Source organism: Cohaesibacter marisflavi (assembly GCF_963665895.2).
Taxonomy (GTDB): Bacteria; Pseudomonadota; Alphaproteobacteria; order Rhizobiales; family Cohaesibacteraceae; genus Cohaesibacter; species Cohaesibacter marisflavi.
Genome location: NZ_OY762534.1, coordinates 2926115 through 2941143, shown reverse-complemented (window position 1 = coordinate 2941143; position 15029 = coordinate 2926115). Strand labels below are relative to the sequence as shown.

Genomic DNA, 15029 nt, shown 5'->3' with positions numbered 1-15029 from the left:
TCGAAACATGAGAGGGAGATGCGCACATGACCGTTATTGGTCTCGCTCAAGATGCAGCCAAACGTGTGCTGGAAAAAGTCGAAGGCCCTATTGAGGTCGGTATGGTTCTGGGCTCAGGACTGGGGGCCTTGGCCGATGAGGTGGAAGGCGCCGAGCGCTTTCCTTATCAGAGTTTGCCCGGCTTTCCCGTCTCCTCGGTTTCTTCTCATGCATCTGAACTGGTGGTCGGGACGCTGATGGGCGTCCGGGTTGCCATTCTGGCTGGCCGCGCCCACTATTATGAGTATGGCGACGCCACTGTGATGAAGCAGCCACTGGCAACCCTTAAGGCTCTGGGCTGCGAGCAGCTTCTGCTGACCAACGCCGCAGGCTCCCTGCGCGAAGAGGTGGCTCCGGGCGAATTGATGCTGATCGATGACCATATCAACTGGTCTGGTCGCTCGCCGCTCATAGGCGTGGAAACGGATGATCGCTTTGTCGGGCTCACCGAAGCCTATGACGCCGAGATCCGCGCAGGACTGACCCGTGCTGCGGCTTCTGCCGACATAAAGCTGGCGTCTGGCGTCTATGCATGGTTCTCCGGCCCCAATTTTGAAACGCCCGCCGAAATCCGTGCGGCCCGCATTCTGGGGGCTGACGCGGTTGGCATGTCCACCGTGCCGGAAGTCGTCCTTGCCCGTTGGATGGGGATGCGCGTTGCGGCGGTATCCACCATTACAAACTATGGGGCCGGCATGACCGGAACCGAATTGTCTCACGAAGAGACCAAGGAAGTCGGACCGATCGGCGCACAAAAGCTGATCAAGGTGATCCGCGCCTATTTGCAGGCATTGGCTGTCTAGAGCATCACGATCGTGATGCTTGGGGTGCCAGACTCTGCGGAGAATCCCTACTGGTAAAGAGAATAAAATGGAACAAAAACAACTGGCTCAAAAGGCCATCTCTCTGCTCGACCTGACCAATCTCAACGATGACTGCGATGATGCTGCCATCGAGGCGCTGTGTCAGCGCGCAAAGACCTTTTATGGCAACACGGCTGCGGTTTGCGTCTGGCCGCACTTTGTCAAAAAGGCAAAGGAATGCCTTGGTGGCACAACGATAAAGGTCGCAACAGTGGTCAACTTCCCCCATGGCGGGGAAGATCTGTTTGCCACGCTGGACGAAACAGCCAAAGCTTTGGAAGACGGGGCCGACGAGATCGATCTGGTCATCCCCTATGAGGCTTTTAAAGTGGGGCGTCGCGGCTTTGCCGAAACCATGGTGCTGAAGGTGCGAGAGGCTGTTCCGGCGCCAGCCAAACTGAAGACCATTCTGGAAACCGGCGTGTTAGAGGATGCGGACATAATCCGCGCCGCCGCCGATATGGCCATTGAAGCCGGAGCCGATTTCATCAAGACCTCGACCGGCAAAGTGGAGACGAACGCCACCCCGGAAGCGGCTGAAATCATGATGGAGGCCATCGCCGAGAGCGGCAAGCCGGTCGGCTTCAAGCCCGCCGGAGGCGTCAGAACGCTGGAAGACGCTGGCACCTATCTGGCAATTGCCGCGAAATATATGGGCTCAGACTGGGCAACGCCGGATCATTTCCGTTTCGGCGCTTCTGGCGTGCTCGATGCTTTGCTCGCCACCATGCAGGGCCAAACCGCAAAGGCAGGAGACGGCTATTGATGCTGCCACAGGAAATTATACGCAAAAAACGGGACGGCGGCACGCTGAGTGCCGAGGAAATCGGCTTCTTTGTCTCGGGCATCACTGATGGCTCCGTGACCGAAGGGCAAATTTCTGCGCTGGCGATGGCCGTGTTCTTTCAGGGCATGGAGCTGGACGAGCGCGTGGCACTGACATTGGCCATGCGCGATTCCGGCTCGGTGCTGGACTGGTCAGAGCTGGACGGCCCTGTGGTCGACAAGCATTCCACCGGTGGCGTGGGCGACAACACCTCGCTGATGCTGGCGCCAGCGCTCGCTGCCTGTGGTGCTTTCGTGCCGATGATCTCGGGGCGAGGCCTCGGACATACGGGCGGCACGCTGGACAAGTTCGATTCCATTCCCGGTTATGTCACCCAGCCGGACAATGCCCTTTTCCGCAAGGTGACAAAAGAGGTTGGCTGCGCCGTGATCGGCCAGACCGCAGATCTGGCTCCCGCCGATAAACGCTTTTACGGCATCCGCGATGTCACTGCGACGGTGGAAAGCATCCATCTCATCACCGCTTCTATCCTCTCCAAGAAGCTGGCGGCCGGGCTTGAGGGGCTGGTGCTTGATGTCAAATCCGGCTCGGGTGCCTTTATGCCAACCCATGATGAAAGTGTCGCGCTGGCCAAGAGCCTCGTGACCGTCGCCAATGGGGCAGGGGTGAAGACCTCCGCGCTTATCACCGATATGAACGAGCCGCTGGCAAGCGCTGCGGGCAACGCGATCGAAATGAAAAACGCGGTGCAGTTCCTGACCGGTGACGTGGTTGATCCGCGCAACTGGGAGATCACCGTCGCCCTTTGCGCAGAAATGCTGCTGATTGGTGGCGTTGTTGCCAACCGCACGGAAGGCACAGAGAAGATCGAAGAGGCTTTCCGGTCTGGCCGTGCCGCCGAGAAATTCAGCGAGATGGTTGCCGCCCTTGGTGGCCCGACGGACTTCATCGAGAATATGGAAGATCATCTGACGCTTGCCCCGATGGTTGCCGACATCTACGCGCAGGAAGACGGCTTCGTTCAGGCTATCGATACGCGCGAAGTGGGCATTGCCGTGGTCGAGCTGGGCGGTGGGCGCATCCGCGCAGCTGATCCAATTGATCATTCCGTCGGTTTCGACGCGCTCGCAGGACTTGGCGTTTCTGTTGACGCCAACACGCCAATCGCGCGCGTTTATGCCAATAGTCAGGAGCAGATCGAAAAGGCAACCGCCCGCATTCGCTCTGCCTATCGCATCGGCGAAAAGGGGACGGAGAGCAAAACCGTCTATGACATCATCGATCAATGATCGATCATGCAAAACAAAAGGTCGAGCGGCGGTCGGGAGGCTCCTGCCGCTCCCTTTCCTGAATTATAAGATAAAGGGGGTGTCTCATGGCACGCGCATTCATTCTGGTTCTAGATTCCTTCGGCATCGGCAACGCGCCGGATGCGGAAAAATTCGGCAAGCCGACCTCCGACAAAGGCTCGGATACGTTGGGCCATATCGCCAGCGCTTGCGCACGCGGTGAGGGCGACAAAGAAGGTTTGCGTTCCGGGCCTCTGAGCCTTCCCAACATGGACCGTCTGGGGCTTGGACTGGTCGCCCAGAAGGCAACGGGCAGCCGGCCCGCCAATCTCACCGACGAAGGGGAGCCAAAAGGGCTTTGCGCCAACGCGGTTGAGGTTTCCATCGGTAAGGATACGCCCTCTGGCCACTGGGAAATCGCCGGTGTGCCGGTGCCTTTCGACTGGGGCTATTTCCCAGAAACACAGCCGACCTTCCCGCCGGAAATGACCAAGGCCTTTCTGGAGAAAACAGGCCTGCCGGGTATTCTTGGCGACAAGCATGCCTCCGGCACGGTGATCATCAACGAGTTGGGCGAAGAGAGCATCCGCACAGGCAAGCCGATCTGCTACACCAGCGCTGACTCGGTTTATCAGATCGCAGCCCATGAAGAGCATTTCGGGCTGGATCGCCTCTATGAAATTTGTGAAATCGCCTTCGATCTGGTTGCCCCACACAATATTGGCCGCGTCATTGCCCGTCCGTTCATTGGTGAGACACCCGCCGATTTCGAACGCACCGGCAACCGTCATGACTATTCGGTTCTGCCACCGGAGCCAACCTTGCTCGACCGAGCCAAGGATGCCGGTCGTCAGGTGCTGGCCGTTGGCAAGATCTCGGATATTTTCGCCGCCCAGGGAGTGACGAAAAAGATCAAGGCCACGGGCAATCCAATGATCTTTGATGAGACGCTGAAGGCCATCGCCGAGGCCAAGGACGGGGATCTGGTCTTCTCCAATCTTGTTGATTTCGACATGCATTATGGCCATCGCCGTGATGTGTCCGGCTATGCGGCTGCCCTTGAATATTTCGATGGCCGATTGCCCGAGTTGGAAGCTGTGCTTCAGCCCGGTGATCTGGTGGTGCTGACCGCCGATCATGGCTGCGACCCGACATGGCAGGGCACAGACCACACCCGCGAGCAGGTGCCGGTTCTAATGTTCGGGCCGGATATCGCAGGCCGCTATGCCGGTCAGCGTAACACCTTTGCCGATATTGGCGAGACGGTGGCCGAGCATCTGGGGCTTGCTTCGGGCAAGCATGGCACATCCTTCCTCAAAGCTTGATCAAGGACCTCGCGCATGTGGAGAGCGATGCTTCTTAAATCTTGTCTCACTCTGATGGTCGCAGCATACAGCGCTTCTGCAGCACATTCAGATGGCAGGGCAGATGGCAGGGCAGATGGCAAGGGAGATGGTGAGAGCATACGGTCCATGATGCAGACAGAGGCAAGCGCCTGCCCGACGGATGCCCAAAAAGCGGGTGCTGACCTCTGGCCCATGGCCGATGGTTTCGGGCGGCAGATGAGCCGCCTTAAAGGCAAGCATCCATGCGGGCAGTGGCTCGTCTGCGAGCGCACCTATCCGTCCAAACGCTGGCAATGCCGATGGGAAAATGACACCAAGGGCTCCTGATGGAGCCGCCCGCATGCAAAGAGATTGAACAAGAAAACAATGATGCAAGCAAACTCCGCTCCCTCTGGCCAGAGGCTTTTGAAGGCCGAATTGCATGTCCATATCGAAGGCGCCGCACATCCCGAGCTGGTGCACAGGCTGGCCGAGCGCCATGGCAAGAATCTGGATGCCTTCATGCGTGAAGATGGCAGTTATATCTGGTCTGATTTCACCAATTTTCTTGAATGTTACGACAAGGTGGCCGCAGTCATCTGCACGCCTCAGGATTATGCGGATCTGACCGAAGACTATCTGCTACGCAACGCTGCTGAAGGCTGTTTCTACACCGAGTTTTTTCTTTCGCCCGATCATGTGGCGCTGCTCGGCATGAGCTATGAAAATCTGCTTGAAGGCATAAGTGAAGGCTATGAGCGTGCCAAAGCCAAGAGCGGCAAAGCAGGCTTTCCGATCGACGCGCGCTTTATCGTCACCTGCTTACGGCATATGGGGCCGGAAGCTGCCATAGAGGTTGCTAAGCGCGTGGTCGCCACGCCCCATCCGTTGGTAACAGGCTTCGGCATGGGCGGCGATGAACGCCTCTATAGCCAGCGAGCGTTCGCTCCGGCCTTTGAAATTGCGCACGATGCAGGCCTTGCCTGCACCACCCATGCGGGGGAATTTGGTGGACCGGAAAGCGTGAAAGATGCGCTCGATCATCTGCCTGTCATACGCATTGGCCATGGGGTGCGCTCCATTGACGACCCCGATCTCGTCAAGAGACTGGCCGATGATGCCATCTTGCTGGAGGTTTGCCCCCATTCCAACGTGGAGCTTGGGCTTTATTCTTCGCTCAGCAAGCATCCGCTCAAGGCCTTGATGGAGGCGGGAGTGCTGACAACCCTCTCATCGGATGACCCGCCCTTCTTCTCCACCTCCATTGGCAAAGAATATGATGGTATGCAGGCCGTGAACGGGTGGAATGACGCCACCATGCTTGGCTTTACCCGTCGCTCGCTTGACGCCGCTTTTGTGGATGAGGAAACCAGAGCCAGCCTTTTGGCGCGTCTTGAACCGGTTACGTGAGCGGGTGATATCAACACCCTCGGCCATATAAGGGACGCTTGTTCAGCTTAAGGCCAGAATCCGGTTCATCATTGGACATCCATTTGACTCGGTTGCTTGCTCTCAAAGCGCGGCTTAGGCTAAAAGAGGCAAAATTGCACCATAGATCAAAGGAATCGGGCCATGCAGCAGGTAACTGTCGTCGATCATCCGCTTGTTCAGCACAAGCTCACCATCATGCGGGACAAGGACACGTCCACGGCATCCTTCCGCCAGTTGCTGCGGGAAATTTCCCACCTGCTCTGCTATGAAGCAACGCGTGAGCTGGAAATGACCACCAAGATGATTGAAACGCCGCTCATGGAAATGAAGGCGCCAACGCTTTCCGGCAAGAAACTGGTGTTCGCCTCTATTCTGCGCGCTGGGAATGGCCTCTTGGAAGGCATGCTGGATCTGGTCCCTTCTGCCCGTGTGGCCCATGTTGGTCTTTATCGCGATCCGGTGACGTTTGAAGCGGTTGAATATTATTTCAAGGCACCTGAAGATCTGGAAGATCGTCTGGTCATCGCTGTTGACCCGATGCTGGCAACGGCCAACTCGGCTGTTCTCGCCATCAATAAGCTCAAGGAACGTGGTGCTCAGAATATCCGCTTTGTTTCTCTTCTGGCAGCACCTGAAGGCATCGAAGCCTTCACCGAAGCGCACCCCGATGTGCCTGTGATCACCGCAGCCATCGACAAGAAGCTCAACGAGAAGAATTATATTCTTCCCGGTCTTGGCGATGCGGGCGACCGCATGTATGGCACCAAGTAAGCATTTGCTTGCTGCATGATTGAATAGCAACAAGAACAAGGCCTGAATTCAGGCCTTGTTTACCATGCGCATTGAAAATGATGCGCGAGACGCGCGCCTTTAACGGCTTTTATTCTGAAATTTGCCATGTTGGCACCGGTTGTCGAAACCGGGGTTTTCTTTATCATGGCGCGTCTTATTTTCATGGCCATCGTCTTTGTTGTTCTTGCCACTCTGCTGCCGGGAGTGGCAACCGATTGGCTTGTAGCGAATGGCTATATGGACAGCCGTGATGCTTCCGTACTTCTCAACACATCCTCAGCAGACAAGAGCGGCAAGACAACCAACTATAATGGCGTCAATCGCGTTGTGCTAAAGCCCGGCCCAGGTGGCCACTTTTTTGCTCAGGCCTATTTCAACAACAAGACCGTGCGAACGCTGATTGATACGGGAGCCAGCACTGTTGCGCTGACCCATGAAGATGCGCGGCGCATAGGCATTCGCCCGAATGAAGCCGACTATAAGGAGCCAGTGCGGACGGGGAATGGCGTGCAGTATTATGCCCATGCACGGGTTTCCAGCGTAAGGATCGGACAGGTAAGAGTGCGCAATCTCGATGTGCTGGTTGCGCCAAAAGGAGCCCTCAGTGTCACGCTTATGGGGATGAGTTATCTGCGAAAGCTCCAGACCATCCGGGTTGAGCGAGGTCGGCTCATTCTGGAGAACTGACCCCGGCCTCGGCGATCCTACCCAGCGCTCAATCACGTCTAGATGGCAAAGCCATACTTGCGCAGATCTTCAGCCAAACCGAACGGGCTTTTGAAATGATGCGCATGCATGCCAATGGAACGCGCCGCGTCGATATTCGGCATGGAATCATCGACAAACAGGCAATCGGCTGCTTCCAGATTGTTGCGCTCCAGCAGAATATGAAAAATGTCGGTACCCGGTTTGACGGTTTTCTCCTCGCCGGAAATCACGATATCGCGGAACTGCTTGAGGGTGGGAAAGCGCTCCTGACATTCCCGGAAGGTGTCGCCGGCAAAGTTGGTGATCGCATAGAGCGGCACATTCATTTCCTGCAAGCGTTCCTTAATGAGTACGGTTCCGGAAATGACGCCCGGCACCATGTCATGCCAGCGCTCTCTGAAGGCACGGATTTCTTTTTCATAGCCGGGGTGTGCCTTGGTGAGCATTTCTATGCCTTCTGCCCAATCTCGGCCAAGATCCTGCTGCAAATTCCAGTCATGCAAGCCTGTTTCCGCAGTAAAGGCATCGATTTCTTCCTTGCTGGCGAAAAAAGATTCGTAGAGATAGTGCATGTCCCAACGGATAAGGACATTACCAACATCGAAAACCACAATGGATGGATTCTGTGACATGTGAGGCTCGCTATTCATCTGGCGTGAGTGTACGAAGGGTATTGTATTTGATCCGGGTGATTTATCACCGCAAGATGTAGATTATATGATTCACACAAATCCTTGCTGGGGGATATTGAATTTCGATGTTGAATTCCGTTTCTGGCTGTTTGGTCGCATGTCAGCGTCCGTTTGGTGCATTGATCGGCATATGTGTTATGGCAACCCTATGCCTGGTCGTGATGGGGGCCCCGAAGGTTAAGGCACAACAAGCCGTTGAACGTCATATGCTCGACTCGCTGGGCAGAGATATGACAACGGAACCAAGAGCCAGCTTCCCCATGACGCAAAGCGATGTGCGCTCCACTGACAATGCGCTTCAGCCGCTTCCTTCAGGAGAGGGGAATAGCACGCAAGTCAGTCCATCGATCACCCAGCTGGACGAGCCAAACACCGTTACGCTTCTAGACGACAAGCCACCATTGCGGGTAGGTCTGATCTCTGAGCAGGGCGCAAGCTATCTACAGGCGCGCATAGAGCCCTTCCGTCGCTATCTTCAGGAGAGCCTTTCAAGACCGATCGAGATTGTGGCCTACACCTCTATGCGTTCGCTTATGGCAGCCCATATCGGGCGACAGGTGGATTACTCCATCTATCCGGCCAGCATCTTTTCAATGGCCTATGCATCCTGCGGGTGCCTGACGCCAATGGTCGCGCCCATTTCCCGCGAGGCACCCGATGGCATTTATATGCTGCTGCTCGTTCGTGGCGCCAGCGGCATCCAGAATCTTGCCGATCTATCCGGGCGCTCCATGGCCCTGTCTTCCAAGGATGGCGCAATCCCCTTCTACATGGCGATGAATGAACTCAAGAAAGCGGGACTGAACCCCGAGCGGGATCTCGACTCTCTGGTTGGCAAGGATAGCCCGGATGAGGCTCTTGAACTGCTTGATGAAGGGGCCGTTGATGCCGCGTTGGTCTGGTCGACTACGCCTTACAACCAGAATATCTTCTCCAGTGAAGGAGCCGTTTCTGCTTATCTGCAAAAGAAGCATGGGCCCAGACAGGCGGACATCAGGCCCGATTTTCTCTCCATCTGGCATTCACCGGCCATTCCGGCAGGCCCACATGTGATCCATAATGAAGTGGACAAGCAGACCCGGGCAGATCTGATCAATGCGCTTAAAGAGATGAATCAGCGGGATCCTGAGGCCTATGACGCGATTGAGCGGCGCTATGGCGGCGGCTTTAGAAGCGTCAGCCTGCAGGATTATGAACCCCTGATCGAAATTGCCACTGCGCGCTGATCGGCAGTATCTAACATCGGGAAGCGCAGGGGCCGCAATGGCTCCTGCCTGTGACGGCGCTATTTGCAAGATATCTCTTCAGTATTTCTGGGAGAGAATATGGCTGTATCCCTGAAAGTCATATCTCCGATGCCCGTGGTGACACCATAGGCCGAGAACGTGTCGGAAAAAGAGAGATAATCCACTTCGGCTGCCGTCATGATATAAAAGCGTTCGGCCACGCGCATACCCGTAGGCAGCGTAGAGGCATCAACCGGCGCAGAGCCATAGCGGCAAATAACATCGAGATTGCTGTTTTTGTCCACTTTGACTGCAATCATGCCGATTCTATGGGTGAGATTGTCATAGGGATACAGGATCTTCTCTGCGATATCGCCAAACGTGGTCCAGTCAGACGCGGTAATCTCGGAATCCTGTGTCGCCAGGTTGGCAATCGAAGTGGCAAGATTGGAATTCTTACGGCTGACCATGATGGCCTGAGTGAGCTCCCAAGTGCCAAGTGCCAAAAAAACCATCAATGGCAGGATGATGGCAAACTCAATTGCAGACACACCCTGTTGATCTCTGGAAAAGCGGCCGAGCTGATCCCTAACCTTGGAAAGAAGTCTGTTTGTCAATGCCTGCATGATGGGATGTCCGAAATTCAAGGATCGAAATAGGGCTCGCGATAGGCTTTATTCGAAAGGCTCGTTACGAAAGACTTCGACAGAAGACAAAATGAATTCTGGTGCCGTCCCGCTATTCAAAAGCGCAAACAACTCGCTCATGGACCCCAGAGGCAAATAGGTTTTCACAATGACATAATCATTGGCATCTCCCGGATCATAAGTTTCCTGCGAGCTGTCCAACTGCCCGTTATTGGTCGGGGCGTCCGTATCAAGCTGGGAGAGGTCCGGATCGCTGGTCACATCAACGACCAGTTCACTCAGGCAAGTGGCTTCCGGAATAAGAACGCCACTGCAAACCATTTTCTTGAAGTCATTCTTGGAGAGGTCCACGGCCGCGACTTCGCCTGTCCGGATTTTCCGTCCGGCCTGCTGTGCGGCATCTTCAAGAATGGTTGCGTTGAGATAGATATAGCCGATTGCCAGCAGCGAATAGAGAAATGCAAAAAACGGGGCCGCCAGCAAGACAAATTCAATCGTGGTGGCGCCTTCTTCATCGCGGATAAAGGCGTGCCTGAAGGACTGCTTGTTTCCAAGCCCGATCGATTGTTTGGTAAAAAGGCCGTCTTTCAAGAACAGTCTCATTGGGAGTTCCTCTATTCAATGGCGCTGCGCCGAAGAGGACGGAAGAAAACCGAGCAGCCATGCAGATGGATCTGGTATGCTGCGAAAAACTCTCTCATATGCTTCGGATAACGCGCAGAAACACTGCCAGAAAAGCCTTTACGAATGATTGGTAAAACTGGTTAATCGCGAGGATCTAGCGGCTGATGCGGGTCTCCTACTCAAGATTTGGGGCGGGGTCGCCGCCTTCGGAAAGCTGGCCACGTGACTGAATGGATGTGTTGAGCTCTGCCAGCTTGTCTTTCTGGTCACCAACCCGATAAACCGGCTCGCAATCGGGTGAGCAATGCAGGGTGAAGCGATCTGTGCCCTTATAGATAACGACATTGCTGTCCATTGCGGAGGACACGCTCAGAATTTCGTCGGCAATCGGCTCACCTTCAGCGTCCAGCACAATGAGGTTGGTTGTACCATATTGCTTGCCGGTGATGATCAGGGTCTGGCTATCCTTGATGGTGGCGTCTGCAATGGCAGGGTTTCCGATAATCACCATGGAAGCGGCGCGGGATACGCGCATAACTTTGGCCCGGTCCACTTTCACGTCGATCATGGGATAGGACTGGTCTGCCAGCGCGGTTTGACCCATTGACAAAAAAACGATTGCTAAAAAAGCGAAGGACGCTTGGGCGAATTTCATAATCTGTCTCCATGAGGCAGGCCGCCAGCACTCCTTTTGGAGGCAAGCCTTGTTCAGCTAAAGATGGAAAAAAATGGTGAAGGAAGCTTTAAGAGCAGAAAAGCGCAAGGATTGGCTAGCTGTGCAGTGGCACAAAAACAAGTGTGTCAGACCCGTGATTTAGCAAAAATGGAAATAGAATTTGAGGATTTTTTATATTAATAAGTTATTAGGTATGATTTTTCTTTATAATACAATGTATTTATAAATATTTATCAGAGTTGTTCTGTTTTGTGGGGTTATGGTTTGTTGATTTTTTCGAAGTGATTTCTTAACCAAGAATATTATTCAGTTGGTTTAGCTATTGGTTTACCTATTCATTTAACGTGATGGAAAGAGTTATTCGATAAAACTGACATCGTTCCAATGATGCAATAAAAACGCGACAAGCGCTGATTGTTGGAGCAAGAGCTGTCAAAAATGTGGAATATTAGGAGTCCAAAATGAACAAGTTTACTCACTTTCTGAAAGACGAATCTGGCGCAACCGCTATTGAATATGCCCTTCTTGCTGGCCTCATCGGCGTAGGCATCATGGCTGCTGCCTCTACTCTTGCTGGCGGCGTATCCACGCTGATGACCAACGTTGGCAACAAGCTTTCCGGTATTACCCTGCCTTAATGGCATGACATTTCAAGGTATGGAGCTTGCGCTTTTCTCAAAAGAAAGTGCAAGCTACGATACAAAGGAAGGCTACCTGCGGGTGGCCTTTTCTTTATGAATTATCCAGGAAATACAATGGATTGGTAATATTTCTCGGGTAATTTGGTCCAAGTCGGGCGTGTTGCTTGAGAAGACTGCGAGGGAAGAGTTGTCTCACCCTCTTTGAGAGCATGGGGAAGGATGAAAGCATGATGGATTTTGTTTTTGGCTGGGGTCTTGTTCTGTTTGTCCCACTGGTCTTTGCCTATGCAGCCAGCTCAGATCTTTTCAGCATGCGTATTTCCAATCGTCTTGCCCTTGTTTTTCTTGCTGCTTTTCCCGTTTTTGCCTATGGCACTGGCATGGGCTGGCAGGATGCCTTAGCGCATCTGGGTGTTGGCGCTATCACGTTCGTCGCTGTTTACTTGTTATGGATGTTTAAATGCATCGGTGGTGGCGACGCCAAATTTGCAGCCGTTGCCGCGATCTGGATGGGACCGGAACTGACCATCATGTTCTTCGCGCTCACGTCCATTTACGGGTCCATCATGGCCTTTGCCTTTATCCTGATGCGCTCGCGTTTTCTGCCCGCCTTCATGGTCAAGATGGATTGGGCCATGCGTCTGCATTCGGTCAAGCGTATTCCCTACGGTTTGGCTCTCGGCGCCGCCGGGCTTCAGCTCTATTCAATCTCTGATTGGATGGATGCCGGTATTCGCCTTGCGATTTCTTGAGGATCGGCATTTGTTCGATAGGAAATTCTTCCAATAGATGCAGCACGGAATACCGGTCTTCTTCATAGAAGGGCGGTTTTCTTTCTTCTACTCTTGAAGTTATAAAATATTCACGTAACCAAGAACCCTCCAATTCCTTTTACGCGTCCAAATTTTGTTTCTGAGCGTTTATAATTACGGTTTTTTGCGAAATTAAGCTCATATTAAGCAAACACGCTTACTTGTCGTTAACCATAAGTGTTGGACACTGAACGCGGGTGCTTTTGCGCCCTGAAAGCGTCTAGTGCCTGAAACGCATGGGAAACGAGGACATGAGAGTAGCGCGTATTGCCGTCATTGTTGTCGCTTTGGTCGCCGGATTGTTTGCTTTGGTGTTGGCCAGATCTCTTGGCACCCAGAAGCAGGAAGTCCAGGTGGAACCGGCTGCGCCAGTTGAGCAGATCGAGTTGGCTGAAGTGCTGACCGCTGCGCAGAATGTTTCGCTCGGCACAAATTTCACGGCCAATCTCTTTGCATGGAGCAAATGGCCAAGAGCCAATCTCGGCCCCGGCTATATTGTACGTGATGAACGCCCCGAAGCCGATAGCGAACTGGTTGGTGCTGTTGCGCGCGGGTCTTTCCTGCAGGGCGAGCCCATTACCGAAGGCAAGCTGGCCATCGGAGGCAAAGGCATGATGTCTTCGGTTCTGCTCAAGGGCTATCGGGCCGTCGCAACGCCTATTTCGGCGGCAACGAGTGCGGGCGGCTTCATTCTTCCCAAAGACAAGGTTGATGTCATTCTCACCGAGCAAGGCAAAAATGGCGCCAGCTCTGAAACCATCCTCAATAATATCCGGGTTCTGGCAATCGACCAGACAACTGAAGAAAAGGACGGGGTGAAGGTGGTTGTCGGGGAAACCGCGACATTGGAGCTGTTGCCTTCACAGGTTGAAAACCTCTCGGCGGCTCAGGCCGACGGAACCATATCGCTTGTCTTGCGCTCTCTGGAAGATGCTGAAGACGATACCGAGGTCTCTCAGGCCAACAATGGCACCGTAATCATGGTGCGCTCCGGTATGATGAGCAAGAGGACAGTAAAGCAATGATCAGATTTTCGCTTGGTATGAAAATGGTCACACACCGCGGACTGTCTGGCAGGGCCCTGCCGGTCATGATGCTTGTCTGCCTGATGACCCTGCTTTGTCTGGCTCCCACGTCCGGAGCTTTTGCCGGATCTGAGATGCGCCTCAACGCCGCCAGTGCCAATGGGCGCAACATTGATGTCGGGCTCAACAAGTCTGTGGTGATCGAAACCCCGCGTGATGTGCGCGATGTGCTGGTTTCCAGTCCGTCTGTTGCCGATGCGGTGGTGCGCACGCCGCGCCGGGTCTACATCATCGGCATGGCGATAGGGCAGGCCAATGTGATCCTGTTTGATGGCAACGGCAATCAGATCGCCAGCTTCGATGTCAATGTTGCACGAGACAACGCCTCTCTTGCTGCTCTGTTGCGCCGGATGATCCCCTCGTCCAACATCCGCGTGGATGGTGTCGGTGAGGGGGTGGCGCTCTCCGGTTCGGTTGAGCGACCAGCAGATGCGGAAAAAGCCATGGATCTGGCTGCCACCTATGTTGGCGACCGCGAGAAAGTCAGCAACTATATTTCAGTCGAGGCCCGTGAGCAGGTTCAGATCCGCGTCACCGTGGCTGAGGTGGAGCGCAGTGTTATCAAGCAGCTCGGCATCAGCATGGGAGGTGCTCTTTCACGTGGTATCTTCACCAGTTCCGGACAGATCTCCAACCCCTTCTCGGTTGCCTTGCAGAATATGTCTGAAAGCGCTTTGGGCATGAGCCTGGGAGGCACAGACAACTATTTGACCACGGTCGTTCAGGCCATGGAGCGCAACGGATTGATCCGCACCTTGGCCGAGCCCAACCTGACGGCCATTTCCGGCGAGAAAGCCGATTTTCTGGCTGGTGGCGAATTCCCCATTCCGGTCGGTCTGGACGATGGCAAGATCATGGTCGAGTTCAAGCAGTATGGTGTAGCGCTATCCTTCCGCCCGATTGTTCTGTCGGAAAATCGCATCAGCTTGCAGATCAAATCCGAAGTTTCGGAAATTTCGTCAGACCAGACGGTGACTGTCGGCAGCACCAATGCCCAGCTCTCCATTCCAGGCTTGAGAACCCGGCGTTCGTCAACCACGCTGGAATTGCCCTCCGGGGGCACCATGGCGATGGCTGGTTTGTTGCGTGATGACATACGCAAGAATATCGACGGCTTCCCTTATCTCAAGGATTTGCCGGTGCTGGGTGCTCTGTTCCGGTCTCGCGACTACAAGCGCAATCAGACCGAACTGGTGTTCTTCGTTACCCCTTATATTGTCCAGCCGGTGGCCAAATCGAAAGTGGCTCTGCCCACAAAGAATGTCGAGCCATCATCCGATATGAATGACATTTTCCTTGGTGCTCTGACCCGTCGTTACGACATGGTCGGAGGGAATGGACGCCGGGGTGTAAAATATAATGGCCGCTTTGGCTACAGTTATGAGTGAGGGC

The 15029-nt window shown here is 54.2% G+C and carries 17 protein-coding genes; 13 read left to right on the top strand and 4 right to left on the bottom strand.

What is annotated here, in order from left to right:
• Window positions 1-101: 101 nt before the first annotated feature.
• The 8 genes from ACKPCT_RS14415 to ACKPCT_RS14380 all read left to right on the top strand — a co-directional run bounded on the left by ACKPCT_RS14415 (window position 102) and on the right by ACKPCT_RS14380 (window position 7213).
• Window positions 102-842, top strand: coding sequence for a purine-nucleoside phosphorylase (locus ACKPCT_RS14415; protein ID WP_407652490.1), 741 nt, complete (start codon window positions 102-104; stop codon window positions 840-842).
• 67 nt (window positions 843-909) lie between these two features.
• Window positions 910-1668 (top strand): deoxyribose-phosphate aldolase, encoded by a 759-nt coding sequence (gene deoC, locus ACKPCT_RS14410; protein ID WP_319567238.1) that lies wholly within the window; start codon window positions 910-912, stop codon window positions 1666-1668.
• The gene (gene deoA, locus ACKPCT_RS14405) at window positions 1668-2978 is read left to right on the top strand and encodes a thymidine phosphorylase (protein ID WP_319567237.1); all 1311 of its coding nucleotides are present in this window, start codon (window positions 1668-1670) and stop codon (window positions 2976-2978) included. The genes deoC and deoA overlap by 1 nt, the downstream gene beginning before the upstream one ends.
• An 86-nt stretch (window positions 2979-3064) precedes the next feature.
• A complete protein-coding gene (locus tag ACKPCT_RS14400) occupies window positions 3065-4303 on the top strand; it encodes a phosphopentomutase (RefSeq protein WP_319567236.1) in 1239 nt (412 codons plus the stop codon).
• Window positions 4304-4330: 27 nt separating this feature from the next.
• On the top strand, window positions 4331-4651 hold the full coding sequence (locus ACKPCT_RS14395) for a hypothetical protein (protein ID WP_319567235.1): 321 nt from the start codon (window positions 4331-4333) through the stop codon (window positions 4649-4651).
• A 39-nt stretch (window positions 4652-4690) separates the two neighbouring features.
• Window positions 4691-5713 carry an adenosine deaminase gene (gene add, locus ACKPCT_RS14390; protein ID WP_319567234.1) on the top strand — a complete coding sequence of 341 codons (1023 nt, stop codon included), beginning with the start codon at window positions 4691-4693 and terminating at the stop codon, window positions 5711-5713.
• 162 nt (window positions 5714-5875) lie between these two features.
• The gene (upp, locus tag ACKPCT_RS14385) at window positions 5876-6505 is read left to right on the top strand and encodes a uracil phosphoribosyltransferase (RefSeq protein ID WP_090069810.1); all 630 of its coding nucleotides are present in this window, start codon (window positions 5876-5878) and stop codon (window positions 6503-6505) included.
• A 126-nt stretch (window positions 6506-6631) separates the two neighbouring features.
• Complete coding sequence (locus ACKPCT_RS14380; protein ID WP_319567233.1) at window positions 6632-7213, top strand: retropepsin-like aspartic protease family protein; 582 nt, start codon at window positions 6632-6634, stop codon at window positions 7211-7213.
• Between the two features lie 38 nt (window positions 7214-7251).
• Here ACKPCT_RS14380 and ACKPCT_RS14375 read toward each other — a convergent pair whose 3' ends face one another.
• Window positions 7252-7866, bottom strand: coding sequence for an HAD family hydrolase (locus tag ACKPCT_RS14375; RefSeq protein WP_319567232.1), 615 nt, complete (start codon window positions 7864-7866; stop codon window positions 7252-7254).
• A gap of 197 nt (window positions 7867-8063) precedes the next feature.
• Between ACKPCT_RS14375 and ACKPCT_RS14370 the strand changes: the two genes are divergently transcribed.
• Entirely contained in the window at window positions 8064-9152 is a 1089-nt protein-coding gene (locus ACKPCT_RS14370) for a phosphate/phosphite/phosphonate ABC transporter substrate-binding protein (protein ID WP_319567231.1), read from the top strand.
• A gap of 59 nt (window positions 9153-9211) precedes the next feature.
• On the opposite strand, the gene ACKPCT_RS14365 is transcribed toward ACKPCT_RS14370, so the two are convergent.
• From ACKPCT_RS14365 to ACKPCT_RS14355, 3 genes are all read right to left on the bottom strand, one after another.
• Window positions 9212-9778 (bottom strand): TadE/TadG family type IV pilus assembly protein, encoded by a 567-nt coding sequence (locus ACKPCT_RS14365; RefSeq protein WP_090069819.1) that lies wholly within the window; start codon window positions 9776-9778, stop codon window positions 9212-9214.
• A 48-nt stretch (window positions 9779-9826) separates the two neighbouring features.
• A complete protein-coding gene (locus tag ACKPCT_RS14360; RefSeq protein WP_090069821.1) occupies window positions 9827-10402 on the bottom strand; it encodes a TadE/TadG family type IV pilus assembly protein in 576 nt (191 codons plus the stop codon).
• Window positions 10403-10598: 196 nt separating this feature from the next.
• On the bottom strand, window positions 10599-11027 hold the full coding sequence (locus tag ACKPCT_RS14355; RefSeq protein WP_244544622.1) for a pilus assembly protein N-terminal domain-containing protein: 429 nt from the start codon (window positions 11025-11027) through the stop codon (window positions 10599-10601).
• A 533-nt stretch (window positions 11028-11560) separates the two neighbouring features.
• Between ACKPCT_RS14355 and ACKPCT_RS14350 the strand changes: the two genes are divergently transcribed.
• The 4 genes from ACKPCT_RS14350 to ACKPCT_RS14335 all read left to right on the top strand — a co-directional run bounded on the left by ACKPCT_RS14350 (window position 11561) and on the right by ACKPCT_RS14335 (window position 15025).
• Window positions 11561-11737: a Flp family type IVb pilin gene (locus ACKPCT_RS14350; RefSeq protein ID WP_090069825.1), complete on the top strand. Its 177-nt coding sequence runs from the start codon at window positions 11561-11563 to the stop codon at window positions 11735-11737.
• Window positions 11738-11967: 230 nt separating this feature from the next.
• On the top strand, window positions 11968-12492 hold the full coding sequence (locus ACKPCT_RS14345) for an A24 family peptidase (RefSeq protein WP_319567230.1): 525 nt from the start codon (window positions 11968-11970) through the stop codon (window positions 12490-12492).
• A 311-nt stretch (window positions 12493-12803) separates the two neighbouring features.
• Window positions 12804-13577, top strand: coding sequence for a Flp pilus assembly protein CpaB (gene cpaB, locus ACKPCT_RS14340; RefSeq protein ID WP_175527938.1), 774 nt, complete (start codon window positions 12804-12806; stop codon window positions 13575-13577).
• Window positions 13574-15025, top strand: a complete 1452-nt coding sequence (locus ACKPCT_RS14335) for a type II and III secretion system protein family protein (protein WP_090069831.1) — start codon at window positions 13574-13576, stop codon at window positions 15023-15025. The genes cpaB and ACKPCT_RS14335 overlap by 4 nt, the downstream gene beginning before the upstream one ends.
• The last annotated feature ends 4 nt before the right edge of the window (window positions 15026-15029 follow it).

Bases quoted from the DNA above. Each gene is read 5' to 3' on its own strand.
- ACKPCT_RS14335 (WP_090069831.1), top strand. From the start codon at position 13,574: ATGATCAGATTTTCGCTTGGTATGAAAATGGTCACACACCGCGGACTG.
- add (WP_319567234.1), top strand. From the start codon at position 4,691: ATGATGCAAGCAAACTCCGCTCCCTCTGGCCAGAGGCTTTTGAAGGCC.
- cpaB (WP_175527938.1), top strand. From the start codon at position 12,804: ATGAGAGTAGCGCGTATTGCCGTCATTGTTGTCGCTTTGGTCGCCGGA.
- deoC (WP_319567238.1), top strand. From the start codon at position 910: ATGGAACAAAAACAACTGGCTCAAAAGGCCATCTCTCTGCTCGACCTG.
- ACKPCT_RS14370 (WP_319567231.1), top strand. From the start codon at position 8,064: ATGGCAACCCTATGCCTGGTCGTGATGGGGGCCCCGAAGGTTAAGGCA.
- ACKPCT_RS14380 (WP_319567233.1), top strand. From the start codon at position 6,632: ATGTTGGCACCGGTTGTCGAAACCGGGGTTTTCTTTATCATGGCGCGT.
- ACKPCT_RS14365 (WP_090069819.1), bottom strand. From the start codon at position 9,778: ATGCAGGCATTGACAAACAGACTTCTTTCCAAGGTTAGGGATCAGCTC.
- upp (WP_090069810.1), top strand. From the start codon at position 5,876: ATGCAGCAGGTAACTGTCGTCGATCATCCGCTTGTTCAGCACAAGCTC.
- deoA (WP_319567237.1), top strand. From the start codon at position 1,668: ATGCTGCCACAGGAAATTATACGCAAAAAACGGGACGGCGGCACGCTG.
- ACKPCT_RS14375 (WP_319567232.1), bottom strand. From the start codon at position 7,866: ATGTCACAGAATCCATCCATTGTGGTTTTCGATGTTGGTAATGTCCTT.
- ACKPCT_RS14400 (WP_319567236.1), top strand. From the start codon at position 3,065: ATGGCACGCGCATTCATTCTGGTTCTAGATTCCTTCGGCATCGGCAAC.
- ACKPCT_RS14415 (WP_407652490.1), top strand. From the start codon at position 102: ATGGTTCTGGGCTCAGGACTGGGGGCCTTGGCCGATGAGGTGGAAGGC.
- ACKPCT_RS14355 (WP_244544622.1), bottom strand. From the start codon at position 11,027: ATGGGTCAAACCGCGCTGGCAGACCAGTCCTATCCCATGATCGACGTG.
- ACKPCT_RS14395 (WP_319567235.1), top strand. From the start codon at position 4,331: ATGCTTCTTAAATCTTGTCTCACTCTGATGGTCGCAGCATACAGCGCT.
- ACKPCT_RS14350 (WP_090069825.1), top strand. From the start codon at position 11,561: ATGAACAAGTTTACTCACTTTCTGAAAGACGAATCTGGCGCAACCGCT.
- ACKPCT_RS14360 (WP_090069821.1), bottom strand. From the start codon at position 10,402: ATGAGACTGTTCTTGAAAGACGGCCTTTTTACCAAACAATCGATCGGG.
- ACKPCT_RS14345 (WP_319567230.1), top strand. From the start codon at position 11,968: ATGATGGATTTTGTTTTTGGCTGGGGTCTTGTTCTGTTTGTCCCACTG.